The sequence below is a fragment of the Amycolatopsis sp. AA4 genome (assembly GCF_002796545.1).
Lineage (GTDB): Bacteria > Actinomycetota > Actinomycetes > Mycobacteriales > Pseudonocardiaceae > Amycolatopsis.
Genome location: NZ_CP024894.1, coordinates 2,103,446 through 2,127,929, shown reverse-complemented (window position 1 = coordinate 2,127,929; position 24,484 = coordinate 2,103,446). Strand labels below are relative to the sequence as shown.

Sequence of the window (24,484 nt, the reverse complement as noted above, 5' to 3'; positions counted from 1 at the left end):
TGCGCTTGTACTCTGGCATCCTGCGGGCCGAGACGCGAATCCAACCGCGCCGACGGCCCTGAGCAGCGTAGACGACGGCCGTGCCCGGCTATTCGCGGACACCGGCCGAATGCGCACGACCACGGTGTCCGGGGCCGCCCCCCGACCGGTCCCGGGCACCTTCCTTTGCTTCGCGGTATTACTCAGACGGGTTTTTCCGCGCAATTTCGCCACGAGAGTGTGATGATTTCCGGCGATTTCCGTGCAGACAGCCACTCTGAGTGGTCATCGAGGGGGTGGCTGTCCTCAACGGACCCGCAGCAGTCCTTCTTGGACGACGGTGGCGACGTGCAGGCCGTCGCGGGTGAAGAACCGTCCGGTGGCCAGCCCGCGGGCGCCCGAGGCGCTGGGCGACGTGCTGTCGTAGAGGAACCACTCGTCCGCCCGGAATGGACGGTGGAACCAGAGCGCGTGGTCGAGGCTCGCGCCGAGCACCTTGTCGACGTCCCAGTACACGCCGTGCCGCGCCAGCACCGAGTCGAGCAGCGTCATGTCCGAGGCGTAAGTGAGCACGCAGACGTGCAGCAGCTGGTTGTCGGACAGCGTGCCGTCGGCCCGCATCCAGACGCGGTGCTGCGTCGGGCGTTCACCGGTCGAGCGGGTGATCCACGGCGGCTCGCCGATGTAGCGGATGTCGATCGGCCGCGGACGTTCGGCGTGGCGCAGGCCGTACCCGGCGGTCAGTTCGGGGAAGGTCGGCAGCGATTCCGGGTCGGGCACGTCGGCGGGCATGGTCTCGGCGTGGTCGATGCCCGGTTCGTCCTTCTGGAACGACGCGGACAGCGAGAAAATCGCCTTGCCGTGCTGGATCGCGACGACGCGGCGGGTGGTGAACGAGCGGCCGTCGCGGATCCGGTCCACTTCGTACACGATCGGGACGCTCGGGTCGCCGCCGCGGATGAAGTACGCGTGCAGCGAGTGGACCCGCCGTTCCTCCGGGACGGTCCGCCCCGCAGCGACGAGCGCCTGCCCGGCGACCTGCCCGCCGAACACGCGCACCGGCGAGTGCGCGGGCGAAACGCCGCGGTAGATGTTCTCTTCGATCTTCTCCAGGTCCAGCAGCGCGACGAGCTTGTCCAGCACCGGCTGCCCGCCGCCACCGACGCTCGTGTCGAGTTCGGTGGCGGCTTCCCTGGCCATCTCAGTCATGCCGGAACCATATGTGCCAGGGTTCCGGCGCGTCCCTTATGCGTGGTCGTCTTCACCGAGCCGGTGGACGTGGATCAGGTTCGTCGACCCGACGGTCCCGGGCGGGGAACCGGCCACGATCACCACGAGGTCGCCGCGCTGGTACTTGCCCATTTCGAGCATCGCGTGGTCGACCTGCTGGATCATCTGGTCGGTGGAGTCCACCCGGGGCACGATCTGCGTCGTGGTGCCCCAGGTCAGCGCCAGCTGGCTGCGGACGCTCTGCTCCGGCGTGAAGGCCATCAGCGGCAAGCGCGTGTGCAGCCGCGCGAGGCGGCGCACAGTGTCTCCGGACTGCGTGAACGCGACCAGCGCCTTGGCGTTGAGCCGCTCGCCGATGTCGCGGGCGGCGTAGGAGATCACGCCCCGCTTGGTGCGCGGCACGTGCGACAGCGGCGGCACGACCGGCGAATCCGTCTCGACGGCCTCGACGATCCGGCCCATCGTCTGGACCGTTTCGATCGGGTACCGGCCGACGCTCGTCTCGCCGGACAGCATCACCGCGTCCGCGCCGTCGAGGACCGCGTTCGCGACGTCGGACGCCTCGGCGCGGGTCGGGCGGGAGTTGTTGATCATCGACTCCAGCATCTGCGTGGCGACGATGACCGGCTTCGCGTTCTCGCGGCAGATCTGGATGGCGCGCTTCTGCACCAGCGGGACCTGCTCGAGCGGCAGCTCGACGCCGAGGTCGCCGCGGGCGACCATCACCGCGTCGAAGGCCAGCACGATGGCCTCGAGGTTGTAGACCGCCTCCGGCTTCTCGATCTTCGCGACGACCGGCAGCCGTCCCTTGCCGACGCGGTCCATGACCTGGTGCACGAGGTCGATGTCGGCCGGCGAGCGCACGAACGACAGCGCGATGAAGTCGACGCCCAGGTGCAGCGCGAACTCCAGGTCCTCGATGTCCTTGTCGGACAGCGCGGGCACCGAGACGTCCATGCCGGGCAGCGACACGCCCTTGTTGTTGCTGACCGGGCCGCCCTCGGTCACCTCGCACACGACGTCCGGGCCCTCGACGTCCTTGACCACCAGGCCGACCTTGCCGTCGTCGACCAGCAGCCGGTCGCCCGGCTTGGCGTCCTTGGCAAGTCCCTTGTAGGTGGTGGAGACCCGGTCGTGGGTGCCCGCGACGTCCTCGACGGTGATCCGGACGACGTCGCCGGTGTGCCATTCCGCCGATCCGCTGGCGAACGTGCCCAGCCGGATCTTCGGTCCCTGCAGGTCGGCGAGGATCCCCACCGCCCGGCCGGACTCGGCGGCCGCGGACCGGACCAGGTCGTAGACCTGCTTGTGGTCGCTGTGGCTGCCGTGGCTGAAGTTCATCCTCGCGACGTCCATCCCGGCGTCGACGAGTGCCCGCATCTTCTCCGGGGTGGAGGTCGCGGGACCCAATGTACAAACGATCTTCGCGCGTCGGCTCACGTCCGGAGAGCCTAGTCGCTCGGGCCGCTCGCGTCTGTACCGATCCCGAAGTTCCGGCCCCGGAACGCGGGAAGGATTCAGTTCCGGGCACCGGCGCGCGCTGCGCGGCGGCGCCGCACGCGGGCTCCCGGAATCACCCGAACGGGGGAGGCCGGGTTCAGCGCCGCGGTTTCTCGCTCGGACCCACGTGGTCGCGCGCCCATTCGTTGAATTTCCGCAGCTGACGCCACGATTTCCGCACCCGCTCGAGTGCCTCGCGCTCGTGCAGGAAGTCGTCCGGCTCCCAGGCTCGGACGGCGTACACCGAGCGGTGGCGCAGCAGGTCGAGACGCGGATGATCTTCGGCGAACCCGCGCGGTTTGGACTTCAGCCGGTCACCGAGAATTTCCCAGCCCGCCTTGCGCAGGCTCGCCAGGATCTTCTCCAGCGCGGGCCCGTGCAGTTCGGTGTCGACGGCCGTGCGGTACCGGGCCAGCTGGTCCGAGGCGAGGTGGAAACAGCCGCCGCCGACGCGCAGCCCGGCCGGGCCGACCTCGACGTAATACGCTCCCCCGCCGCGGCCGGCCTCGATCACGCCGCCGCAGTGCGTCTTGTACGGCGTCTTGTCCTTGGCGAACCGGACGTCGCGGTACGGCCGGAACACCTTCGCCTCGCCGAAGCCCGCGCCGAACTCCGGCTCCAGCTCGGCCAGCAGCGCCTCCATCGGAGCCCGGACGTGCTCCCGGTAGATCGCGACGTGGTCGTCCCAGTAGGCCTTGGTGTTGTCCGCGAGCAGCCCGTCGTAGAACTCGACGGCGTGCTCCCCGAATCCGCTGAACTTCACCCGCAGCACGATAAACCGGGGCACCGACAGAATCGGCGCCCCGGCGGTATCGAGCGGGCCTTACTTGGCCAGCGCCGTGATCAGCTCGCCGTTCGAGGTGTCGCCGGACAGCTCCCAGAAGAAGGTGCCGCCGAGGCCCTGGGACCTCGCGTACGCCGTCTTGCCGGAGATGGTCGCCGGGGTGTCGTAGCTCCACCAGTTCGAACCGCACTTGGCGTACGCGGTGCCCGCGACGGTTCCGGTCGCCGGGCACTTGGTCTTGAGGATCTTGTAGTCCTCGATGCCCTGCTCGTACTTGCCCGGAGCCGGTCCGGTCGCGGTGCCGCCCGGGGCGCTCTGCGTGACGCCGGTCCAGCCGCGGCCGTAGAAACCGATGCCCAGCAAGAGTTTCGAAGCCGGAACGCCCTTGCTCTTGAGCTTCTGGATGGCCGCGTCCGAGTAGAAGCCCTGGGTCGGCAGGCCGTTGTACGACGTCAGCGGCGAGTGCGGCGCGGTCGGGCCTTGCGCGGCCCAGGCGCCGAAGAAGTCGTAGGTCATCACGTTGTACCAGTCGACGTACTGCGCGGCGCCCGCGTAATCGGTGGCGTCGAGCTTGCCGCCGTTGCTGCCGTCCGCGGAGATCGCAGCGGTGACGAGCTTCGACGAGCCGAACTTGGCCCGCACGGCCGCGAGCAGCTTCTTCAGCGCGTCGGGTCCGCTCGTGTCACAGGTGAGCCCGCACGCGTTCGGGTACTCCCAGTCGAGGTCGATGCCGTCGAACAGCCCCGCCCAGCGCTTGTCGTTGACCAGGTTGTAGCAGGAGTTCGCGAAGGCCTCGGGGTTCTTCGCGGCCTGCCCGAAGCCGCCGGACCAGGTCCAGCCGCCGAACGACCAGATGACCTTCAGCCCGGGGTGCTTGGCCTTCAGCTTCTTGAGCTGGTTGAAGCTGCCCGCGAGCGGCTGGTCCCAGGTGTCGGCGACGCCGTCGACGCTGCCCGCCGCGTCGTAGGTCTTCTGGTAGTCGGCCCACGCGTCGCCGATCGCGCAGCCGCCGCCGGTGACGTTGCCGAAGGCGAAGTTGATGTGCGTGAGCTTGTTCGCCGAGCCGGACGTCTCGATGTTCTTGACGTGGTAGTTGCGGTCGTAGACGCCCCAGTCGGTGAAATAGCCGACCACCTTGCCGGACGCGGCCTCGGTTCTCGCTGGGGCGGCCGTCGAGGCGGCGGGGACGAGCGCGGCCGCGGCGGCGAACGCCGCGGTCACCAGGCCGGCCAGGGCCAGCAGGCGTTTTCTGCGCAAGCGAAGCATCGTTGCTCCCTTCAGGAGTCACCGTCGGTGCTCACCTGATGACGGTGGGGACAAGCGCACCGTAAGTGGACTAGACCACCAGGTCAATGGTTTAGACCACAAACCGGACATTCGGCGGTACGCGCATTCCTTGACAGGCATATGCCCCGCGAGGCAGATTTCCGGGGTGATGCAGACCTTCGACGTGCTGGCCGAACCCCGCCGCCGCGCGCTGCTGGACCTGCTGCTCGCGGGCGAGCGGTCGGTCGGCGAACTGGTGGCCGAACTGCGGCTCAGCCAGCCCGCCGTGTCCAAGCACCTGCGCGTCCTGCGCGAGGCGGGGCTGGTGACAGTGCGGGTGTCCGCGCAGCGCCGCTGCTACCGGCTGCGCGCCGAACCGCTGGCCGAAGTGGACGCGTGGCTCGCGCCCTACCGGCAGTTCTGGGCGGACCGGCTCGACGCGCTCGAACAGCGGCTCGACGAAACCGAATGAGGAGCACGCCGTGATCCGAGTGGACGGCCGGACCCTGCGGTGCGCCGACGTGGTCACGGCGGCGCACACCGAAGGCCCGCTGGCGATCGACGTCTCGATCGCCGCGCTGCGAGCCGCCGAGCACTCGTGGAAGCTCGCGGAGGACCTGAGCACCCGGCGCGTGGTCTACGGCCGCACCACCGGCGTCGGCGCGAACAAGGACGACGCGGTGGACGAGCCCGCCGAACACGGCCTCCGCCTGCTGCGCAGCCACGCCGGCGGCAGCGGTGAACTGCTGCCCGACGGCCAGATCCGCGCCATGCTGCTGATCCGGCTCAACCAACTGCTCGCCGGCCGGTCGGGGATCAGCCCGGAACTGATCGGCGCGCTCGCTGAAGCGGTGCGCACCGGAACGCTGCCCGTGGTGCACCGGCTGGGCGCGATCGGCACCGGCGACCTCGCTCCCCTGGCGGAAACCGCCCTCGCGCTGGCCGGGGAACGCGAGTGGGCAATCGGCGCGGTGCCACCGGTTCCGGTGCACGCGGGCGACGCGTTGGCGTTCATGAGCAGCAACGCCGCGACACTCGCCGAAGCGACTCTCGCGGCGATGAGCCTGGACACGCTCACCCGCGCGAGCCACGCCGTCGCCGCACTCACGTACGTAGCGCTCGACGGCAACCCTGAGGCGTACGCGACACCTGTGCACGAAGCGCGTCCACACGCTGGACAGGTGGCGTGCGCGGCTGAGATGCGTCGGCTGCTGGGCATGCACGGCACGCCTAAGCCGGGGCGTCGGCTTCAGGATCCCTTCGGGCTGCGCGCTTTCCCTCAAGTGCAAGGTCCTGCTTTGGACGCGATCCACTACTTGCGTGACGTGCTCGCCGTGGAAATCAATGCCAGCACGGAAAATCCGATGATCTCCACGGTGCACGGCGATGCTTACCATCATGCGCACTTCCACACCGCGTACGTGTCGACTGCCCTCGACCAAGCCCGCGCGACGGTGCATCAGGTCGCGGAGCTGTCCGTGGCCCGGTTGGGAGACTTGGTGGAACCGGAATTCACCGGACTGCGCCCGTTTCTCGCGGTCGGGCCGCCGGGGAGTTCCGGGGTGATGATCTTGGAGTACGTCGCACACGACGCCCTGACCGAACTGCGACAGGCGGCACTGCCCGCGACACTCGGGACCGCGGTGGTGTCGCGCGGGATCGAGGATCACGCAAGCTTCTCGACCCAGGCCGCGCGGGCGGCCACTGCGGCTGCTTCAGCTTATCGGCAGGTGCTGGCTTGCGAGCTGGTCGCGGCGGTGCGGGCGTTGCGGATTCGCAAGGCGGAACTGGTGGACCTGCCGGTGCGGGCGGCGTTCGCGGCTGCGGAGGGGGTGTTGGACGAGCGGCTGGAGGATCGGCCGTTGACTGACGACATCGCGAAGGCGGCGGGAGTGTTGGACGAATTGGCGCGGATCTAACCGACCGGCCACGCTCCGCGTTTCGCGATCTCCAGCACCAGAGCGCCGATGTTCCATGCGTCGTCGTCCCCGCGATGGTGACGCCCTTCCAACGGAAGGCCTGCGACGGCAAGGGCTTGCGCCATTCCGGGACGACGACGCAGGCCGTACGCCGCGGTGAACGCGACCTTCGCGTTGGTGTGCAGTCCGGTGAACGGGTACTCGGTGCCGGTGTGGCGGCATTGCCGGGTGAACTGGTTGCGGTCGTAGTCACCCCAGCTGGCCCACGGCAATTCCGTCGTGCGATGCCGCACCGCCAGCGTCCGGCAGGCCTCCCGAAACGACAGGCCACCGTCCACCTCGGACTGAGTCAACCCGGTGAGTTCGGTGCAGAACGGACTCACCTCGGACCGAGCCGGGCGGACCAGTATCCGGTGCTTCGCCACCCGCTCGCCCGCACGCAGATCGACGACCGTCAAGCCGATTTCGATGATCTCGCTGACCTGGCCGGGCGGCGGCTGGTTCTCCCAGCAGGTCGCTTCGACATCGACCACGTTCAGGAGGCTTTCCATGCCAGCAAGGGTAGGAACTGAAGGCAACCGAGTTACCGCGACCGCCCTATGTGGACAGTCTACTCACTCCCCCGCCAACGCATCCCGCCGCAACTCCGTGAACAACTCCTCCGCCCGCCCCCGATCCCGAGCCGCCCCCATAGAGTCGCCGAGGTGATCCGCCAAGGCAGCGCGCGCCGCACTCACCCGCGCGAGCAGGTAAGGCGAAGCCAGCCGTTCAGCCAACGACCAAGCCTCCTCCATGCTCTCCTCCGCCGACGAAACAGCCCCGCACCGGAGAAAAGCCAGCCCCTGCACCCGAAACGCGTCCGTGCGGGCGAGGATATGGTCGATGTGCTCAGTACAAGCCACCGCCTCCGCAGCGGTCTCCCCGGCGGCAACCGGGTCCCCGGACGCCAGTTGGGCTTCGGCGAGGAACGGCAGTGCGTCGGTCATCTGCCAGCTCCGTTCCCCTTGCAGCGCAAGCAAAGGCAGCAACCGACGCACCCCTTCAGCCGGTCGGCCCGCGCGTACGTCGTTCTCCGCCAGCTGGGCGGACGCGTTGCAGATGATGTCGGCGTTGTCGCTTTCCCGGCCCAGCCGAAGCACTCGAGTCAGATCGTCGGCGGCCGTCGCATAGCGGCCGCAGGCGGACCAGAGGGCGCCGCGGCCGATGAGGGCCATCGCGCCGCACATGGGCGAGCGGCCGTGTCCGGCCAGTTCCAGTGCCTGGCTGAACCGTCGCAGTGCGTCGCCCCAGCGGCCGACGTAGACCGCGCTCGCGCCGACGTTGCAGACTGCCCGGCTGAGCAGCTCCCGGTCGCCCAGTTCTTCTGCCAGCCGGAGGATTCGCTCGAACTGCCGGTCGGCGCGGGCCAGTTCGCCGCGGTAGTGGTGCAGGACCGCGACCCCCGTCAGCGCGCGGACGACGATCTCCCGGTCGCCGCACAGTTCCGCGGTCGCTGCGGCGGTGTGCAGATCCGTCAGTGCTTCCTCGTTGCGGCCGAGCAGGCGTAGGGCGAGTCCGCGACGCAGACGGCCGCCGGCGAGACCGTGCTCGTCCCCCGCCGACTCTGCCGCGACGATCGCGGCGGTGGAGACCTCGACGGATTCCCGGTAGCGCGTGCTCTGATACAGATTCGCGGCGCGGGCCAACCGCAGCCGCACGGCAGAGCCGCCAGGGCGGTCTTCGGTCAGCGTCGGCGCGATCCGGGCCAAGCCCTCGCGCGGAGTGCCGCGTTGGTAGTGCAGGTAACCGATCCTCGCGATCACGAGGCGCTGCCGTTCTTCGTCGCCTTCCTTGCGGTACACCAAAAGCGCGCGTTCGGCGGCGGCGAGCGCGGCGTCGTACCGACCGGCCGCGGCGAGTGCGTCCGCCCACGCTTCGGCGGCTTCGGCGACGGCGGCCTGAGAACCGGTGCGGTCCAGCAGGTCGACTAGTGCGCCCCAGTGCTGTGCGGCCGTGTCGTGCGCGGCTTGTCGGCTGGCTTTTTCCGCGGCGTGCCGCAAAGTCTGCGCAGCGCGTTCGGTGTCCTGCGCGTGCGTGTAGTGATAGGCCGCCGCGGCGCCGCCCAACGCGTCGGCGAGTCTGCGGTGCAGGACATGGCGACGGCTTGGCGGCAGGTCGCCGTTCACGACTTCGGCGACCAGTTCGTGTGTGAGCCGGACGCCCTCGGCGTTCTCGTCCAGCAGCCGCGCGGTGTGCGCGGGAGCCAGCACTTCGGACAATTCGGCCGGATCCAGCCCGGCGGCCGCGGCCAGGACGTCCGGGTCCATCCGCTGCTGCCCCACCGCGAGCAGCGTGAGCACCTCGACGGTGCGCTCGGGCAGCGAACCGACCTGCCGCCGCACCGCGTGCGCGAGGCCCCACGGCAGTTCCGCGGGCGGTTTGCCGGATCTGCCCAGTACGTGTCCCAGCTGGACGAGGAACAACGGGAGTCCGCCGGCGAGCCGGAGCACCCGGTCGCGAGCGGACGGGCCGACCTCGGTTCCGGCGCTGCGGTGCAACAGGGTCGTCGCGTCGTCATCTGCCAACGGGGCCAGCGAATGCTGGGTGACCAAGCCTTTCCGGTACAGCTCGAGCAGCGTGTCGGCCAGCGGTTCGGCCGCGGCGAGTTCGGTGTCCCGGTAGGCGGCGAGGAAACGGACCCGGTCCGGCCGGACGTCCTGCACGAGCGAGGCCAGCAGCGCGAGTCCGTCCGGACCGGCCCATTGCAGGTCGTCGAGGATCACCAGCACGCCGTGCCGCCGGGCGAGCGTGTCGAGAAACCGCGCTGCTTCGGCGAACAGCAGCCAGCGAGCCGGAGCCGGTTCGGCGGTGCGTTGTTCGGGCAGCAGGAACGCCAGGCCCGGTCCAGCGGGATGTTCCGACACGTGCCGGGCAATGGCTTCGGACAGCGGCGCGTACGGCTCGCCTCCGTACCGGGAGCACGCGGACGAGAGCACCACCGTGCCCCGCGCCTCGGCCAGCGTCGCGGCCTCGGCGAGCAGCCGGGTCTTGCCGATTCCGGTTTGTCCCGCGAAGACCAGAAACGGCCTGCCGGTGCCCGAAATGTGCTTGTCCAGCAAGGCGTGTTCCTCGACGCGGCCGACGAGGCCGGGTGCCGGACGAGGAGGGGCGACCGGGCGGTCCGGCGGACGCTGCCTGCCGCGCCGCGCAGCCGCCAGCAGTTCGGCCCGGTCGTCCTCGGGCAGCGCGAGACCGTCGGCTAGCAACTGCACGGTGACTCGCCGCGGATGCCGTTGCCCGCGTTCGAGATTCCCGACGCCGCGCGTGCTCAGCCCGCAGCGCTGCGCCAGTTGTTCCTGGGTGAGCCCGGCCGCCCGGCGCAACCGGACCAGCGTCCGGTCGAACGTTTCCGTCCCGCCGTCCGGCATGTCCCGCACCTCCCGCCGGTCCATGGTCGCTCGCCGGGAGGCGCGGAACATCCTCCGAAGGTCGGGTTCCTCCTCCCGGCACAACAGCCGGTTGTGCCGGTTGTTCCTGGTTCGGGCCGCCTCGGTGAAATCCAATGGCGGCACCGCTTTTCGCCCGCCCTCCGGGCAGCGGCGTACGAGGAAGGACGCGATGATGCGTGCAGGAATGACCTTGAGACGGCTGGCCGCCGCCGGCGCCGCGCTCGCTCTCGGAGCCGGGGTGGCGGCGACCTTCACCCCGGTCGCCGAGGCCGCGGCCGGCCCCCAGCTGAGCCCCGCGTCGTGCGCGAACGCACCCGCGGGCTACGCGAAATGCCAGGCCGTGCAACTGGTTTCGGCAGGTGCGCGACCGGCTAATGCGATGAGCCCGGCCGATCTGCAGAAGGCCTACGGCGTCGCCGGGATGAAGAGCGGCGGGACCACCGTCGCGATCGTCGACGCCTTCGACGACCCGGGCATCGAGAAGGACCTGAACGACTACCGGTCGCAGTGGAACCTGGGCTCCTGCACCAAGGCGAACGGCTGCCTGACCGTGGTCGGCCAGGACGGCACGAGCACGCTGCCGTCCAAGACCGACTCGGGCTGGGCGACCGAGATGGCCATCGACGTCGACGCGGTCAGCGCGCTCTGCCCGGACTGCAAGATCCTGCTGGTGGAAGGCAACAGCAACGAGGACAGCGACCTCGCGGCGGCGGTCGACAGCGCGGTCCGGCTCGGCGCGAAGATCGTGTCCAACAGCTACGCCGACCACGAAAGCGCGATCCCGGCGGACGCCGAGCAGCACTACAACCACCCGGGCGTCGCGATCCTCGGCGCCACCGGCGACTGGGGCAGCGAAAGCGGTACCCAGGCCGAATACCCGGCCACGTCGCCCGAGGTGGTCGCGGTCGGCGGCACCACGCTGACCGCGTCCGGCAGCGGCTACTCCGAAACCGCCTGGAGCAAGGCGGGCAGCGGCTGTTCGAGCAAGTTCAGCAAGCCCGCGTTCCAGAACGGGATCACCACCGCCTGCGACAACCGGGCCACTTCGGACATTTCGGCCGACGCGGACCCCAACAGCGGCATCACGATCTACGTCAACGGCCAGCAGTCGCAGTACGGCGGCACCAGCCTCGCCACCCCGATCGTCGCCGGCATCTGGGCGCTCGCCGGGACGCCGAAGGACGGCGACAACGCCGCGACCTACCCGTACGCGCACCCGGGCGACTTCAACGACGTCACCTCGGGCAGCAACGGCAGCTGCGGCACGGTGATCTGCAACGCGGGCACCGGCTGGGACGGCCCGACCGGTCTCGGCACGCCGCACGGCGTCAACGGCCTGACCCCCGGCGGCGGCACCAACGGCAAGCTGAGCGTCAGCAACCCGGGCAACCAGAACAGCGTGGTGGGCAAGGCGGTTTCGCTGAAGGTGACCGCTTCCGGCGGCACCTCGCCCTACACCTACTCGGCGAACGGGCTTCCGGCCGGGCTGGCCATCGACGGCAAGACCGGCTCGATCACCGGCACGCCGACCGCCGCGGGCACCAGCAACGTCACCGTGACGGCCACCGATGCCGCCGGGGCGACCGCGCAGGCTCCGTTCACCTGGACCGTCACGACGGCCCCGGCGGGCAAGCTGACCGCGACCTTCACCACCGACTACGACTACGGGTTCGGCGCCTTCGCGCACTTCACGATCACCAACGGCGGCGCGTCGGCGGCGAACGGCTGGACGCTGTCGTTCGACCTGCCGTCGAACGAGTTGCTGTCGAACACGAACCCGGGCACCGCGTCCGGGTCGACCGGGCACATCGTGATCACCGGCCAGGACAGCATCCCGGCGGGCGGCAGCCTCACCGTGTCGCAGATCTACGACGTGTCGAGCGGCTCGTTCACCGCTCCGTCCAACGTGTCCGTTTCCTGACCCCCGGACAGTCGCCGTGCCGCGGTCGATCCGCGGCACGGCGGCTTCGTCAGTCCAGGCAGAACTCGTTGCCCTCGACGTCCTGCATCGGAATGCAGGACTCGTTCACGCCGTCCGCCTCCAGCACCTGCACCACCGACGCGCCCAGCGCCGTCAGCCGTTCGGCCTCGGCTTTCAGCGCCGCGAGGCGTTCCGCGCCGACCAGCCCACTGCCGACCCGGATGTCCAGGTGCACGCGGTTCTTCACCACGCGGCCCTCGGGCACGCGCTGGAAGAACAGCCGCGGACCGACCCCGGTGGGATCGACACAGGCCGCCCACGAGCCCTGCTCCTCGGGCGGCTGGGCTCGGTCGAACTCGGCCCAGTCGGCGAATCCCTGCGGCGGCGGCGGCACGACGTACCCCAGCGCCTCGCACCAGAAACGGGCGACGCGCGCGGGTTCCGCGCAGTCGAAAGTGACCTGGAACTGTTTGACCGACCCCATGCGCTCACCTTACCGGCGGGCGGCGGCCAGCGCCGGGTCCCGTCCGGCGGCGAGGTCGTCCGGGTCGTACACCGGGACTTCGACGTCCGGGCTGATGCCGGTGCCGTCGTAGGTACGGCCGTCCGGGTCGAGGTACTCCTCGTTCGGCAACGCCACCTTCCAGCCCGGCTTCGGCAGCGTCCGCTCCAGCAGGTCCGAGAAAGCGCCCTGAGTGGACTGTCCGATCAGGACGGGGCGAGGCTGTCGGTTCCGCAATGCCTGCAGGAAGGTCTCTCCCGCGGAGACATCCAGGCTGCCGGTCAGGACGGTCAGCGGTCCGGGGTAGCGCGGCGCGGCGGCGGGTTGCACGAAGAACGGTTGCGGCACGGTGAACCGCGTCGGGTCGTCCGAGTCGTTGCGGGCGCGTTTGGCGTAGGCGAAGTGCGGGACGTCGGTCAGCCGGGCGGCGACCTGCAGGCCGAGCGGGTCGTCCCCGCCGCCGTTGACGCGCAGGTCGAGGATCAGGCCGCGCAGCGCGTGCACCCGGTCTGGGGTGAAGATCTCGTCCAAGGCTTTCGCCAGCACCTTGCTGCTGGCGGCGAAAGTGTCTGCGTAGTCGTGGAATCCGCTGATCCGCAGGTATCCGCGGCCCTCCGGCAGATCCGCGTAGGCGATGGCTCCGTCGGCCCACCGCTGGACCGGCACACCGAGATTCGCGTCGGCCACGGCGATCACGCGCGGGACGGTCGTCTTCAGGTCCGGAGTGCCAGGTCGCGGAGAGGAACAGTGCTGACCTGCCGCGAGAAGGCCGACATGAGCGTCGTGCAGCGGGCGGATCAGTCCACATAGGACGTCGAAGAGGCGTTCCGGATGTGCGGCGAGCTCGCGGCGGGCAGCGTCCCCTTCGGACTTCCAGTCGACGCCTTTCGCGCGGAAAAACGGATAGTTCTCGGCAAAAGTGTGCCAGAAAACGTCGAACACGTCCGCGGCCGAAGTCTGGCATTCCGCGGGCAACCCGCCGGGAACGCGTCGCAACCGGCGCACGCCCAGATTGTTGTCGAAGCTCATCCGGCCCGGCCGGAGGGTGACGACCGAGCCTTCGTTCGTGGAAAACCTGGTGCCGTCCCCGGTTCCGGACAGCGTGCCAGGGAGGCAGCTGACCTCGGTGACGTCGTAGGTCGTCAGCTTGCCGCCGGACACTTGGGCTAATTGCCCGTACCCGTCGGTGCGCCACACACCGTCCACAGTGGAAGCCGGAGCCGCGGTCACCGAGAGCATCGTCAAGCCCGCCAGGAAGATTCGCACGAGCCCGAGAGTAGAAAAAGGCCGGGGGCGCACGGAATACCGCGCACCCCCGGCACTGTGGTGGGGTTTCCCCTACCGGAGACTCAGCCGAAGAACACTTCGGCTTCCTGGTACCGCTCCAGCGGAACGGTCTTCAGCTCGGCCGTCGCCTCGGACAGCCTCACGCGCACGATGTCGGTGCCCTTGAGCGCCACCATCACGCCGAAGTCGCCGTCCGCGACCGCGTCCACCGCGTGCAGGCCGAAGCGCGTCGCGAGGACCCGGTCGTAGGCGGTCGGGGTGCCGCCGCGCTGGACGTGGCCGAGCACGACCGCACGCGATTCCTTGCCGGTGCGCGCGGAGATCTCATCGGCCAGCCAGTTGCCGATGCCGCCGAGCCGGACGTGCCCGAAGGCGTCCTTCTCGCCGGTCAGCAGCTTCTCCTCGCCGCCCTCGGGCAGCGCGCCCTCGGCCACGACGATGATCGGCGCGTACTCCTTTTCGAAGCGCTGCTCGACCCACTGCACGACCTGGTCGACGGAGAAGTGCCGCTCCGGCACCAGGATCACGCTCGCGCCGCCGGCGAGGCCGGAGTGCAGCGCGATCCAGCCCGCGTGCCGCCCCATGACCTCGATGACGAGCGCGCGGTGGTGCGATTCGGCCGTGGTGTGCAGCCGGTCGATCGCCTCAGTGGCGATGGAGACCGCGGTGTCGAAGCCGAACGTGTAGTCGGTGGCCCCGAGGTCGTTGTCGATCGTCTTGGGCACGCCGACGACGCCGATGCCGTCGTCGGTCAGCCGCTTGGCGACGCCGAGGGTGTCCTCGCCGCCGATCGCGATCAGCGCGTCGACCCCCTGGTCGGCGAGCACCTTGCGGATCTGGTCGACACCGCCGTCGACCTTGTACGGGTTCGTCCGCGACGACCGCAGGATCGTGCCCCCGCGGGTGAGGATGTCCTCGACGTCGGCGAGGCCGAGCGGCCGGCTGTCACCGGTCAGCGGGCCCTGCCAGCCGTTGCGGAAGCCGACGAAATCCCAGCCGTGCACCTCGACGCCCTTGCGGACCACCGCGCGGATGACCGCGTTCAGGCCGGGGCAGTCTCCGCCCCCCGTCAGCACACCGACACGCATTCTGTTGCCTCCGTCTTCCTCGCAGGGAGAGTCCAGTCACAGTCCGCGGACAGCGTAGCGGCTTCCATCTGGATCGGTGCAGGCCGGACCACCTGCCCAATCCGGTCCGGGCGGAGCCGTCGCGGCGGTGTGTTACCGTGACGGCGTGCAGCGCTATTTCTGGTTTACGAAGCCGGCCCCGGGTGGGCACGGCGGCGTGAACCTGCGCTGACCTCCACCCCGAGCCGGATCTCGAACCGGCTCGGCGAATCCCCCGCGGGTCGGTGTCCACCAGGAAGGAACCACCCGCTCATGAGCACCCCCCTCGTCGCCGCCCCCGCCGACGCGAGCACGCTGGACAACCGCCGCACGACGTCGGTCAGTCCCCTCATCTCGCCCGCCCTGCTGCGCGAAGACCATCCGGTGGACGCCGCGGTCGCCAAAGTGGTGCAAAACGGCCGCACGGAAACGGTCGACATCCTCGACGGCCGCGACGACCGCCTGGCCGTGATCGTCGGCCCGTGCTCGGTCCACGACCCGGAAGCCGCCCTCGACTACGCCCGCCGCCTGGCCGCGAAGGCCGAGGCCCTGCGCGAAGACCTGCACATCGTGATGCGGGTGTACTTCGAAAAGCCGCGCACGACGCTGGGCTGGAAGGGCCTGATCAACGACCCCGACCTGGACGGCACCTTCGCGGTCAACAAGGGCCTGCGCCTGGCCCGGAAACTCCTGCTGGACGTCTCGGAACTGGGCCTCCCGGTGGGCTGCGAATTCCTGGACCCGATCACCCCGCAGTTCATCGCGGACATCGTCACCTGGGGCTCGATCGGGGCTCGCACGGCGGCCAGCCAGGTCCACCGGCAGCTGTGCAGCGCCCTGTCCATGCCGGTCGGGATCAAGAACTCGACCGAAGGCGACATCCAGGTGGCGGTGGACGCGACCCGCGCCGCCGCGGCCTCGCACGTCTTCCCCGGCATCAACGTGGACGGCCTGGCCGCCTTGGTGACGACCGCCGGAAACCCGGACTGCCACGTCATCCTGCGCGGCAGCTCCGCGGGCCCGAACTACGACCCCGCTTCGGTCGAGGAAACCCTCGCGCGCCTGGCAAAGTCGGGACTCCCGGAACGCCTGGTGATCGACGCGAGCCACGGCAACAGCAACAAGGACCACGTCCGCCAGTCGGAAGTGGTCCGGGACCTGGCCGCCCGGATCGCCGCCGGAGAACGCGGAATCGCCGGCCTGATGCTGGAAAGCAACCTGGTGGCCGGACGCCAAGACCTGGTCCTGGGCCGCTCGGAGGACCTGACCTACGGCCAGTCCATCACCGACGCCTGCATGGACTGGAACACGACGGAAGACCTGCTGGACACCCTAGCGACCGCCGTCCGCACCCGCCGCCGCTGACCAGCTCGGCCGTCCGTGAGGGCCACCTTCACGGACTCTGAGTCCCCCAGGGTTCCCCTCACGACAGCCACCCCCGTGAGGGGCCCCCTCGCGGACCACCGCCGATGCCGCACACCTCCGGTTCGCCCCCCAACGCCACATTGGTTGCACCCCACGCACCCAACGCCACATTGGTTGCGTCACATGCACCCAACGCCACATTGGATGCGCCAGACGCACCGAACGCCACATTGGGTGCGTCACATGCACCCAATGCCACATTGGGGCGCTACCCGCACGCCGCGAACCCTAAGCAACACACCCCCCAAGCCGCGCAACAAACCGCCGCCGGTGCACTCAAGCAGCGTGGCACCCAGCCCCTCCCCCAACCCCGATACGAAGCCTCCCTGCGGTCTGGGGGTGCTTGTCAAGGCATCTTTCCCGCCTTGACAAGCACCCCCAGACCGTCAGCACAATCAAACTTCGGGGTGCCCCACGCAACTCAAGACGACGGCAATGTCGCCCGCCAGGGCGACGAGCCGCCCGAGACCGCGACCAGACGACTCACCGCCTCCGAAACGCCGCCTCAATAACCTCCCACCGCTGCAAATTATGCCGAGCATCAGCCAACGCGTCATGCTGATCCCCAGGCGCAGCAGGCAACTTAGGCTTCCCCGCGTCCTCCCACCGCTGCCGCAAATCCCGAGTGAACCGAGGCAACTGCCGCGGCAAGGCAGGCATCGGCCCCCACAACTGCGCCAACGCCACGTGGTCGTAAGCCGCGAACCAGGCCCACAGCTCGATCCCGCCGGGCGGCTTCCCGAAGAACTCCAGCAGGTCAGTCCGGATCCGCTCCCGGCTCCGCCAGGCCGGATCCGCCGGCGAAGGCAGCTTGGGCAGCACGTTCTCCCGCACCCAAGCCCCGGCCCGCCCCGGGTCGAAATCGGTGGACACGGCGTAGAACTCGCGCCCGCGCTCGTCAACGACACCGATCGACACCAGGTCAATCGTCACGCCGTCCTCAATAAACTCGGTGTCGTAGAAAAAACGCACCGGGGAACTCTAGTAGGGCGCTACCCGGCCTTCGTCTCCGGCACCCGGTCGACGTCGAGACCGCGCGGCTGGGCCGGCACCTCGGGCTTCACCCCGGCCGCCTCGGCGGCGAGCAGTTCCTTGGCCTTGGCCGCGTAAATGTCGACGTATTCCTGTCCGGACAGCTCCATCAAGGCGTACATGATCTCGTCGGTGATCGACCGTTCGATGAACCGGTCCCCGGCCAATCCCTCGTAGCGGGAGAAGTCGAGCGGCTTGCCGAAGCGCACCTCGAGCCGCCGCGGCCACCACATCCGGGAGCCGATCGGGTTGACCTTGTCCGTGCCGACCATGGCCACCGGGATCACCACGCCGCGCGATTCGAGCGCGATCCGGGCGACGCCCGTTTTGCCCTTGTACAGCCGCCCGTCCGGGGAGCGCGTGCCCTCGGGATAGATGCCGAGCAGGTGCCCGTCCTTGACCAGCCGGATCGCGGTGTCGAGCGCGGCCTGCGCGGCGTTGCCGCCCGAGCGGTCGATGGGGAACTGGCCGACGCCGGTGAAGAACCACTTCTTGAGCAGGCCCTTGAACCCGCGCTCGGTGAAGTACTCCGATTTCGCCGGGAAGGTGACCTTGCGCTTGACCCGCAGCGGCATGAAGAACGAATCCGCGACCGCGAGGTGGTTGCCGGCGAGGATGGCGCCACCCGTCTCGGGGATGTTTTCGGCGCCGACGACTTTGGTGGGCCACAGCGTCTTCAGCAGCGGCCCGATGAACACCCACTTCATCAGCCAGTACAGCACCGGGTTCAGTCCTTTCCTGCCCGCGCGGGCCCCGGCAGGTCAGGGTACGGAACGAGCACCGGCCGGCACAACGAGAGAACGGACGGTCACCCGGGGCAGCGACCGATCTCACAGCGGGAACGGAAGAATCCTCGCTTCCGGAGTAGGCCCCACAACCCGGCTTCGGCGTGAGAGCATGGGAGGACTCCACCGCTTCGATTCGGAAGGGCGTTCGTGATGGGCGTGCTCGCCGGCGCGGAACCGTTCTCCCACCCGGGATCCTCCGGGGCCGGCTTCCTGCTCTGCCACGGATTCACCGCGACGCCCGCCGGCATGCGCGCCTGGGGCGAGCACCTGGCCGCCGAGGGCTTCGCGGTGCGCTGCCCGCTGCTGCCCGGCCACGGCACGCACTGGCGCGAGCTGAACCGGACGACCTGGCAGGACTGGTACGCAACGGTGCGCGAGGCGCTGCTGGCCCTGCGCGCGGAGTGCGACCAGGTGTTCGTCGGCGGGATGTCGATGGGCGGCACGCTCACCCTCCGCCTCGCCGAGGAATTCGGCGCGGACATCTCCGGCCTCGTGCTGGTCAACCCGTCGGTCACGCGGCTGAGCCTGGACGCCAAGGTGCTGCCGCTGCTGTCGCGGGTGGTCCCGTCGATCCGCGCGATCGGCAACGACATCGCGAAGCCCGGCGAGGTCGAACTGGCCTATCCGCGCACGCCGGTGCGAGCCGCGGCGAGCCTCGCCCGGCTGTGGAAGATCGTGCGCGCCGACCTGCCGAAGGTGACGCAGCCGGTGCTGCTGCTGCACTCGCGGGTCGACCACGTCGTCGAACCCGAGAACTCGCAGATCGTGCTGGACAGCATCTCGAGCACGGACGTGACCGAGGTGGTGCTGGAGAACAGCTTCCACGTCGCGACGCAGGACCACGACGCGGAACTGATCTTCAGCCGCAGTGTCGACTTCGCCCGGAAGCTGCGGGCGGGACAGGTGGGTGCCGGATGAACCGGGGGAAAGGCGCGGACGGACCCGAGGACGTCGACGCCACGTTCGCCGAGATCGTGGCCGACCTCCGGGCCGAGGGCGTGGGCGTGTTCCTGGACGAGGACCCGTTCTCCGGCGCCGAACCCGACGCGCCCTCCGGAACCGAACCCGAAGCGGGCAAGGCCAGGCCGAAGCCCGCCGCGGACCCGCCCGCTCCTGCCGCGCCGCCGGCCGCGCCCCCTTCTGTGTCGTCTTCGGAAGGCTGGCGCACCGGCGGCGCCGACTGGGACACCACGATGTTCTCCGGCGACCCGGCCGAGGACGACGAGCACTACGTGCCGCCGGAGCCCCCGCCGCTGCCGCGCTGGCGCAAGGGCGCGTTCGTCGTGCTGCTGTTCTTCGTCGTCGGGCTCCTGCTGCTGATCGTGCCGAACCTCATCGGGGTCGGTCCCGCGCTCGCCACGCCGCTCGGCATCCTCTCGCTCGCCACCGGCATCGCGCTGCTCCTGCTGCGCGTGCGCCAGGGCCCGCCGCCGGGCGCGGACCCCAGCAACGGCGCCCAGGTCTGACCGGACGGGCATGCGGATCGACTTCCAGGCGTCCCGGCGTTCCACCGTCGGCGCGGAATGGGAACTCGCGCTGGTGGACCGGCGCAGCGGCGAACTGCGGTCGGTCGCGGAGGAACTCCTCGCCGCGGTCCGCCCGGACGGCGCGCCCGAGCATCCCCGGATCAAACAGGAACTGCTGCTCAACACGATCGAGGTGGTCAGCGGCGTCTGCCGCACGGTCGGCGAGGTGAAACACGACCTCGCCGAGGCGCTCGACGAGGTGCACCGGGTCGCCGACCCGCTGGGCGTCGAGGTGTTCTCCGCTGGCTCGCACCCGTTTTCCTCGTGGTACCGGCAGAAGGTGACCGACAAGGAGCGCTACGCCAAGCTGATCGACCGCACCCAGTGGTGGGGCAGGCAGATGCTGATCTACGGCGTGCACGTCCACGTCGGGCTCGACCACCGGGACAAGGTGCTGCCGGTGCTCGACGGGCTGTTGCGCTACGAGCCGCACCTGCAGGCGCTGTCCGCGTCGTCGCCGTACTGGTCCGGAGAGGACACCGGGTACGCCTCGAACCGGGCGCTGATGTTCCAGCAGCTGCCGACCGCCGGGCTGCCGTTCCAGTTCCGCGAGTGGGCGGAGCTGGAGGGCTACGTCGAGGACATGTTCACCACCGGCGTGATCGACCATTTCTCCGAGATCCGCTGGGACATCCGCCCGGCCCCGCATTTCGGCACCATCGAAATGCGCGTGTGCGACGGGTTGCCGACGCTGCAGGAGGTCGGCGCGATTTCGGCGTTCACGCAGTGCCTGGTGGACGATTTCAGCGCCCGCCTCGACAAGGGCGAGACGCTGCCGGCGCTGCCGCCGTGGCACGTGCAGGAGAACAAGTGGCGCGCCGCCCGCTACGGCCTGGACGCGATCGTCATCCTCGACGCGGCCGGCCGCGAACGCCTCGTCACCGAAGACCTCGCCGACGTGCTGGACCGGCTGGAACCGGTCGCCAAGCGGCTGGACTGCGTCCGCGAACTGCGCGATGTCGAGAACATTCTCCAGGTCGGCGCGAGCTATCAGCGGCAGCGGGCGGTCGCGAAGCAGTACAACGGGTCCTTGAAGGCCGTAGTCGCCGCTTTGGTCACCGAGATGCGCGACGGCGTCCCACACGCTTAGCTGGGCCGGGAGGCACCGATGTCGCATACGTTCCGCACGCTCGTCGAGCTCAACGGCAAAACCGCCACCGGCCTTCGGGTCCCGGCCGAGGTCGTCGAGGCCCTCGACCAGGGGCGGCGGCCGAAGGTGCGGGTGATGATCGGCCCGCACACCTACCGCAGCACCGTCTCGGTCTACTCCGGCGAGTTCATGCTGCCGCTCAGCGCGGCGAACCGCGAGGCGGCCGGAGTCGCCGCCGGGGAGACGGTCGAGGTCACGCTCGAAGCCGACCTCGCCGAGCGGACCGTCGAACTGCCGGACGACCTGGCGTCGGCATTGGCGCGGCGGACCGGCGCGCGGGCCGCGTTCGACAAGCTTTCCTTTACCGCCCAACGGGAACGGGCCGAAGCCGTCACCTCGGCCAAGCGCGCCGAAACCCGGGAACGGCGGATCGCGAAGATCGTCGCCGAGCTTGCCGGGGACGGGCTGGCCTAGCTGATCGTCACGCCCGGTTTGCCGAAGCCGCCGAGCACCGTGTCGACCACTCGGGTGGCCAGCACGTCCGGGTCGGCGGAGTCCTGGTCCTGCGCTGCTTCGTGGATGAGCGCGCAGTACACGCGGCGCGCCCAGACGAGGTCGACGCCGGGCCGCAGCGCGCCGCTTTCCTCCAGCCGCCGGAAGAAGACGTCGCACTGGGCGACCACGTCCGGGGTCAGCACGCCGTCTTCCGCCGGATGCGCGTTCATCGCGAATCCCCAGCGGAGCTTGACGCTCAGCACCTTCGCGGTCACCTGGTAAAGCGCGACCAGCGGAGGCGTGACGTCGGGCCGGACGCTGGCGAGCGCGTCGTGGAACTGCTGGGTCGCCCAGAGGGTCATCGCGTCCACCAGCGCGTCCCGGCTGGCGAACCGGCGGTGCACGGTGGTGCGCGAGACGCCCGCGGCCTCGGCGATCTGCTCCATCGTCGCCGCCGGGTTGTCACTGAGCACGCGTTCGGCCGCCTCGAGGATCGCCTGGGCCGTCCGTTCCGAGTCCGCGCGCAGGGCCCGTTTCTCCATGCTGCCCAGTTTACGCCATGGTTGCTACTCGAGTCATAGTTGCGACACTCGTGTTGCAACTGCTAGCTTAGTCGCATCGACCTTGACCCGACTTTGGGGGATTTCCGATGGACCTGCAGCTGACCGGCAAGACCGCCGTCGTCACCGGAGCGAGCCGGGGAATCGGCCTCGCCACGGTCTCCGCGCTGATCGGCGAGGGGATGCGCGTGGTGGCCGCCGCCCGCACGATCACGCCGGAACTGAAGGAAACCGGCGCGGTGCCGGTCGCGGTGGACCTCTCCGCCGCGGAGGGCCCCGGACGGTTGATCGACCAGGCCGTCGCGGAACTAGGCGGCTTGGACGTCCTGGTGAACAACGTCGGCGGCGGCGACAATGCCAGCGGGCAGGCCGGCGGTTTCCTGTCGGTCACGGACGAGCAGTGGACGGACCTGCTGGAGCTGAATTTCCTCGCCGCGGTCCGGGCTTCCCGTGCCGCGCTGCCACATCTGATCGAACGGCGAGGCGCGATCGTCACGGTTTCCTCGAACGGTGCGCGGATGCCGCATTCGGGCCCGATCGCTTACACCACCGCGAAAGCCGCGCTGACGGCGTTCGGGAAGGCGTTAGCGGAGGAGTTCGGCCCGCGAGGAGTACGGGTCAACACCGTCTCGCCGGGCCCGGTTCGCACCGCGCTGTGGGAAGGTCCGGACAGCTACGGTGCCGAACTGGCTTCGTCGATGGGGTTGTCGCACAAGGATTTGCTGGCCGGTCTGCCCGCCGGTGCCGGAATGCTGACCGGACGACTGGTGGAACCGGCCGAGGTGGCTGCGTTGATCGCGTACCTGGCGTCGCCTGTGGCCGCGAGCATCACCGGCACGGATCATCTGGTGGACGGGGGTTCGGTGAAGACCGTGTGACGACTGACGGGGGCCGCGGAGAGCTGGCGGGGCGGGATCGCCGAACTGGGTGCACTGCTCGTGATCCGTCGCCGCCTGGTCCCGCCAACTGGCTGCCGAAGGTGAGCGACGTCCGCTCAGCCGCCCAGCTCCGGCGACAACGTCCCCAGCCCCAACACCCGCGCCACAAGCCCCGACTCGACCACGCTGGACCGCTCAGCCGCCCAGCTCCCGCAACAACGTCCCCAGCCCCAACACCCGCGCCACAAGCCCCGACTCGACCACGCTGGACCGCTCAGCCGCCCAGCTCCCGCAACAACGTCCCCAGCCCCAACACCCGCGCCACAAGCCCCGACTCGACCACGCTGGACCGCTCAGCCGCCCAGCTCCCGCAACAACATCCCCAGCCCCAACACCCGCGCCACAAGCCCCGACTCGACCACGCTGGACCGCTCAGCCGCCCAGCTCCCGCAACAACATCCCCAGCCCCAACACCCGCGCCACAAGCCCCGACTCGACCACGCTGGACCGCTCAGCCGCCCAGCTCCCGCAACAACATCCCCAGCCCCAACACCCGCGCCACAAGCCCCGACTCGACCACGCTGGACCGCTCAGCCGCCCAGCTCCCGCAACAACATCCCCAGCCCCAACACCCGCGCCACAAGCCCCGACTCGACCACGCTGGACCGCTCAGCCGCCCAGCTCCCGCAACAACATCCCCAGCCCCAACACCCGCGCCACAAGCCCCGACTCGACCACGCTGGACCGCTCAGCCGCCCAGCTCCCGCAACAACGTCCCCGGCCCCAGCACCCGTGCGCCGAGAGCCCCGACTCGGCCGCGTAGTTCGCGGTCGGCCGTCACCACCACGACGTGGTCGTCGGGGCGTTCCCTGGCGGCAGCGGTGACCTCGACGATTTTCGAATCGCCGTCGGTCTCCGCTGCGACGACCTCGACGCCCGGGATCGGTTCCACTCCCCGGGCCTTGCCCTCGACCACCAGCACCACCCGGGGCCACCAGGACCACGCCGGGCCCGCGCCGATGCCGGTCACGTCGTCGCGCAGGCCGTGTTCGGCGGGGGCGGTCAGCTGGTCGCGCAGCCGTTCCGCGGCGCCGTGCCGGTCGCGCCACCAGCCGTCGGGGCGGGAGCCCATCACGTTCGCGGCGTCGACCACCAGGACCAGTTCGCGGCCCAGCTGCTCGCGCAGCACCGGCCAGGCGAGGGCGAAATCGCGGTGCAGGTCGAGCGCGGCGACCTCGTCCGGCGGGACCCAGCGCATCTCGGCGCTTTCCTCGTTCGCGACCGTGGCCTGCAGGGCGCTGTCGGCCAGCCCGAGCACGGTCGTGTACTGCCATTCGCCGTGGTCCAGCACCGAAGCGGACATCGCGCGGAACGCGGACGCGGGGATCGCGGCTTCCTCCCACGCCTCGCGGGCAGCGGCCTCGTGCACCGTCTCGCCGGCTTCGAGCGCACCGCCGGGCAAGGCCCAGGTACCGCCGTTGTGCACCCACCACGCACGCCGCTGCAAGAGCACGCCTCGGCTGGGATCACACAACAACAGTCCGGCCGCACCGAACGCGCCCCAGTGCTGCCTGCCGCAAGAACACCGCACGAAGCGGTTGGCGGTCATGGGCGTCACCCGGCCCAGCCTTCCACAGAACCTCGTGCGTGTTAATCCCGGTGAGAACCCCTCGTGCCCGCCGACGCCGGTTCTCGGATCCGCGCCAACGGCCAGCACCGCACCTCGCGCGCATCCATCCCGCCGACACCCCGTCGTGCCCGCCGGTTC

At 69.9% G+C, this 24,484-nt stretch carries 22 protein-coding genes; 9 read left to right on the top strand and 13 right to left on the bottom strand.

Annotated elements, in window-relative coordinates; all coding sequences use genetic code 11:
• Window positions 1-285: 285 nt before the first annotated feature.
• From CU254_RS10160 to CU254_RS10145, 4 genes are all read right to left on the bottom strand, one after another.
• Window positions 286-1,188 carry an acyl-CoA thioesterase II gene (locus CU254_RS10160; protein ID WP_009075284.1) on the bottom strand — a complete coding sequence of 301 codons (903 nt, stop codon included), beginning with the start codon at window positions 1,186-1,188 and terminating at the stop codon, window positions 286-288.
• Window positions 1,189-1,224: 36 nt separating this feature from the next.
• Complete coding sequence (gene pyk, locus CU254_RS10155) at window positions 1,225-2,649, bottom strand: pyruvate kinase (protein WP_037713168.1); 1,425 nt, start codon at window positions 2,647-2,649, stop codon at window positions 1,225-1,227.
• A 157-nt stretch (window positions 2,650-2,806) separates the two neighbouring features.
• Window positions 2,807-3,472 (bottom strand): DUF2461 domain-containing protein, encoded by a 666-nt coding sequence (locus CU254_RS10150; protein WP_009075280.1) that lies wholly within the window; start codon window positions 3,470-3,472, stop codon window positions 2,807-2,809.
• A gap of 60 nt (window positions 3,473-3,532) precedes the next feature.
• Window positions 3,533-4,759, bottom strand: coding sequence for a glycoside hydrolase family 18 protein (locus CU254_RS10145; protein ID WP_037713165.1), 1,227 nt, complete (start codon window positions 4,757-4,759; stop codon window positions 3,533-3,535).
• Between the two features lie 169 nt (window positions 4,760-4,928).
• Here CU254_RS10145 and CU254_RS10140 point away from each other — a divergent pair, with 169 nt between their 5' ends.
• Together CU254_RS10140 and CU254_RS10135 are read left to right on the top strand one after the other, a co-directional pair.
• On the top strand, window positions 4,929-5,231 hold the full coding sequence (locus CU254_RS10140; protein ID WP_199841159.1) for a helix-turn-helix transcriptional regulator: 303 nt from the start codon (window positions 4,929-4,931) through the stop codon (window positions 5,229-5,231).
• 10 nt (window positions 5,232-5,241) lie between these two features.
• Entirely contained in the window at window positions 5,242-6,678 is a 1,437-nt protein-coding gene (locus CU254_RS10135; RefSeq protein ID WP_009075275.1) for an aromatic amino acid ammonia-lyase, read from the top strand.
• Here CU254_RS10135 and CU254_RS10130 read toward each other — a convergent pair.
• Together CU254_RS10130 and CU254_RS10125 are read right to left on the bottom strand one after the other, a co-directional pair.
• Window positions 6,675-7,229 (bottom strand): 3'-5' exonuclease, encoded by a 555-nt coding sequence (locus tag CU254_RS10130; protein ID WP_037713163.1) that lies wholly within the window; start codon window positions 7,227-7,229, stop codon window positions 6,675-6,677. The genes CU254_RS10135 and CU254_RS10130 overlap by 4 nt on opposite strands.
• A 63-nt stretch (window positions 7,230-7,292) precedes the next feature.
• Window positions 7,293-10,109 (bottom strand): AAA family ATPase, encoded by a 2,817-nt coding sequence (locus CU254_RS10125; protein WP_158688003.1) that lies wholly within the window; start codon window positions 10,107-10,109, stop codon window positions 7,293-7,295.
• Between the two features lie 166 nt (window positions 10,110-10,275).
• Here CU254_RS10125 and CU254_RS10120 point away from each other — a divergent pair, with 166 nt between their 5' ends.
• Window positions 10,276-12,027 (top strand): putative Ig domain-containing protein, encoded by a 1,752-nt coding sequence (locus CU254_RS10120; protein ID WP_009075270.1) that lies wholly within the window; start codon window positions 10,276-10,278, stop codon window positions 12,025-12,027.
• 49 nt (window positions 12,028-12,076) lie between these two features.
• Here CU254_RS10120 and CU254_RS10115 read toward each other — a convergent pair whose 3' ends face one another.
• From CU254_RS10115 to CU254_RS10105, 3 genes are all read right to left on the bottom strand, one after another.
• Window positions 12,077-12,511, bottom strand: coding sequence for a VOC family protein (locus tag CU254_RS10115; RefSeq protein WP_009075267.1), 435 nt, complete (start codon window positions 12,509-12,511; stop codon window positions 12,077-12,079).
• Between the two features lie 9 nt (window positions 12,512-12,520).
• On the bottom strand, window positions 12,521-13,795 hold the full coding sequence (locus CU254_RS10110; RefSeq protein WP_199785855.1) for a S41 family peptidase: 1,275 nt from the start codon (window positions 13,793-13,795) through the stop codon (window positions 12,521-12,523).
• Window positions 13,796-13,878: 83 nt separating this feature from the next.
• Complete coding sequence (locus CU254_RS10105) at window positions 13,879-14,904, bottom strand: 6-phosphofructokinase (protein WP_009075263.1); 1,026 nt, start codon at window positions 14,902-14,904, stop codon at window positions 13,879-13,881.
• Between the two features lie 291 nt (window positions 14,905-15,195).
• Here CU254_RS10105 and CU254_RS10100 point away from each other — a divergent pair, with 291 nt between their 5' ends.
• Complete coding sequence (locus CU254_RS10100; protein ID WP_009075261.1) at window positions 15,196-16,287, top strand: 3-deoxy-7-phosphoheptulonate synthase; 1,092 nt, start codon at window positions 15,196-15,198, stop codon at window positions 16,285-16,287.
• A 543-nt stretch (window positions 16,288-16,830) separates the two neighbouring features.
• On the opposite strand, the gene CU254_RS10090 is transcribed toward CU254_RS10100, so the two are convergent.
• Both CU254_RS10090 and CU254_RS10085 read right to left on the bottom strand, forming a co-directional pair.
• On the bottom strand, window positions 16,831-17,319 hold the full coding sequence (locus CU254_RS10090) for a polyadenylate-specific 3'-exoribonuclease AS (RefSeq protein ID WP_009075260.1): 489 nt from the start codon (window positions 17,317-17,319) through the stop codon (window positions 16,831-16,833).
• 20 nt (window positions 17,320-17,339) lie between these two features.
• Entirely contained in the window at window positions 17,340-18,101 is a 762-nt protein-coding gene (locus tag CU254_RS10085) for a 1-acyl-sn-glycerol-3-phosphate acyltransferase (RefSeq protein ID WP_037713154.1), read from the bottom strand.
• A gap of 216 nt (window positions 18,102-18,317) precedes the next feature.
• Here CU254_RS10085 and CU254_RS10080 point away from each other — a divergent pair, with 216 nt between their 5' ends.
• The 4 genes from CU254_RS10080 to CU254_RS10065 are packed head-to-tail and all read left to right on the top strand — an operon-like array spanning window position 18,318 to window position 21,257.
• Entirely contained in the window at window positions 18,318-19,085 is a 768-nt protein-coding gene (locus CU254_RS10080) for a carboxylesterase (RefSeq protein WP_037713153.1), read from the top strand.
• The gene (locus CU254_RS10075) at window positions 19,082-19,633 is read left to right on the top strand and encodes a hypothetical protein (RefSeq protein WP_009075254.1); all 552 of its coding nucleotides are present in this window, start codon (window positions 19,082-19,084) and stop codon (window positions 19,631-19,633) included. Before CU254_RS10080 ends, CU254_RS10075 begins: the two co-directional genes overlap by 4 nt.
• A 10-nt stretch (window positions 19,634-19,643) precedes the next feature.
• Window positions 19,644-20,783 (top strand): glutamate--cysteine ligase, encoded by a 1,140-nt coding sequence (locus tag CU254_RS10070; protein ID WP_009075252.1) that lies wholly within the window; start codon window positions 19,644-19,646, stop codon window positions 20,781-20,783.
• Between the two features lie 18 nt (window positions 20,784-20,801).
• The gene (locus tag CU254_RS10065; RefSeq protein ID WP_009075251.1) at window positions 20,802-21,257 is read left to right on the top strand and encodes a YdeI/OmpD-associated family protein; all 456 of its coding nucleotides are present in this window, start codon (window positions 20,802-20,804) and stop codon (window positions 21,255-21,257) included.
• Here CU254_RS10065 and CU254_RS10060 read toward each other — a convergent pair.
• Window positions 21,254-21,820 carry a TetR/AcrR family transcriptional regulator gene (locus CU254_RS10060; protein ID WP_037713150.1) on the bottom strand — a complete coding sequence of 189 codons (567 nt, stop codon included), beginning with the start codon at window positions 21,818-21,820 and terminating at the stop codon, window positions 21,254-21,256. The genes CU254_RS10065 and CU254_RS10060 overlap by 4 nt on opposite strands.
• A gap of 107 nt (window positions 21,821-21,927) precedes the next feature.
• On the opposite strand from CU254_RS10060, the gene CU254_RS10055 reads away from it, so the two are divergent.
• Window positions 21,928-22,716, top strand: a complete 789-nt coding sequence (locus tag CU254_RS10055; RefSeq protein WP_009075247.1) for an oxidoreductase — start codon at window positions 21,928-21,930, stop codon at window positions 22,714-22,716.
• A gap of 748 nt (window positions 22,717-23,464) precedes the next feature.
• Here the strand turns inward: CU254_RS10055 and CU254_RS10050 are convergent.
• Window positions 23,465-24,334 carry an NUDIX domain-containing protein gene (locus tag CU254_RS10050; RefSeq protein WP_100266747.1) on the bottom strand — a complete coding sequence of 290 codons (870 nt, stop codon included), beginning with the start codon at window positions 24,332-24,334 and terminating at the stop codon, window positions 23,465-23,467.
• Window positions 24,335-24,484: the final 150 nt, after the last annotated feature.

What these genes read in the sequence shown, in the direction of transcription:
- CU254_RS10160 (WP_009075284.1), bottom strand. Translation starts at nt 1,188, where the DNA reads ATGACTGAGATGGCCAGGGAAGCCGCCACCGAACTCGACACGAGCGTC.
- CU254_RS10145 (WP_037713165.1), bottom strand. Translation starts at nt 4,759, where the DNA reads ATGCTTCGCTTGCGCAGAAAACGCCTGCTGGCCCTGGCCGGCCTGGTG.
- CU254_RS10140 (WP_199841159.1), top strand. Translation starts at nt 4,929, where the DNA reads ATGCAGACCTTCGACGTGCTGGCCGAACCCCGCCGCCGCGCGCTGCTG.
- CU254_RS10130 (WP_037713163.1), bottom strand. Translation starts at nt 7,229, where the DNA reads ATGGAAAGCCTCCTGAACGTGGTCGATGTCGAAGCGACCTGCTGGGAG.
- CU254_RS10125 (WP_158688003.1), bottom strand. Translation starts at nt 10,109, where the DNA reads ATGGACCGGCGGGAGGTGCGGGACATGCCGGACGGCGGGACGGAAACG.
- CU254_RS10120 (WP_009075270.1), top strand. Translation starts at nt 10,276, where the DNA reads ATGATGCGTGCAGGAATGACCTTGAGACGGCTGGCCGCCGCCGGCGCC.
- CU254_RS10115 (WP_009075267.1), bottom strand. Translation starts at nt 12,511, where the DNA reads ATGGGGTCGGTCAAACAGTTCCAGGTCACTTTCGACTGCGCGGAACCC.
- CU254_RS10105 (WP_009075263.1), bottom strand. Translation starts at nt 14,904, where the DNA reads ATGCGTGTCGGTGTGCTGACGGGGGGCGGAGACTGCCCCGGCCTGAAC.
- CU254_RS10100 (WP_009075261.1), top strand. Translation starts at nt 15,196, where the DNA reads ATGAGCACCCCCCTCGTCGCCGCCCCCGCCGACGCGAGCACGCTGGAC.
- CU254_RS10080 (WP_037713153.1), top strand. Translation starts at nt 18,318, where the DNA reads ATGGGCGTGCTCGCCGGCGCGGAACCGTTCTCCCACCCGGGATCCTCC.
- CU254_RS10075 (WP_009075254.1), top strand. Translation starts at nt 19,082, where the DNA reads ATGAACCGGGGGAAAGGCGCGGACGGACCCGAGGACGTCGACGCCACG.
- CU254_RS10070 (WP_009075252.1), top strand. Translation starts at nt 19,644, where the DNA reads ATGCGGATCGACTTCCAGGCGTCCCGGCGTTCCACCGTCGGCGCGGAA.
- CU254_RS10065 (WP_009075251.1), top strand. Translation starts at nt 20,802, where the DNA reads ATGTCGCATACGTTCCGCACGCTCGTCGAGCTCAACGGCAAAACCGCC.
- CU254_RS10060 (WP_037713150.1), bottom strand. Translation starts at nt 21,820, where the DNA reads ATGGAGAAACGGGCCCTGCGCGCGGACTCGGAACGGACGGCCCAGGCG.
- CU254_RS10055 (WP_009075247.1), top strand. Translation starts at nt 21,928, where the DNA reads ATGGACCTGCAGCTGACCGGCAAGACCGCCGTCGTCACCGGAGCGAGC.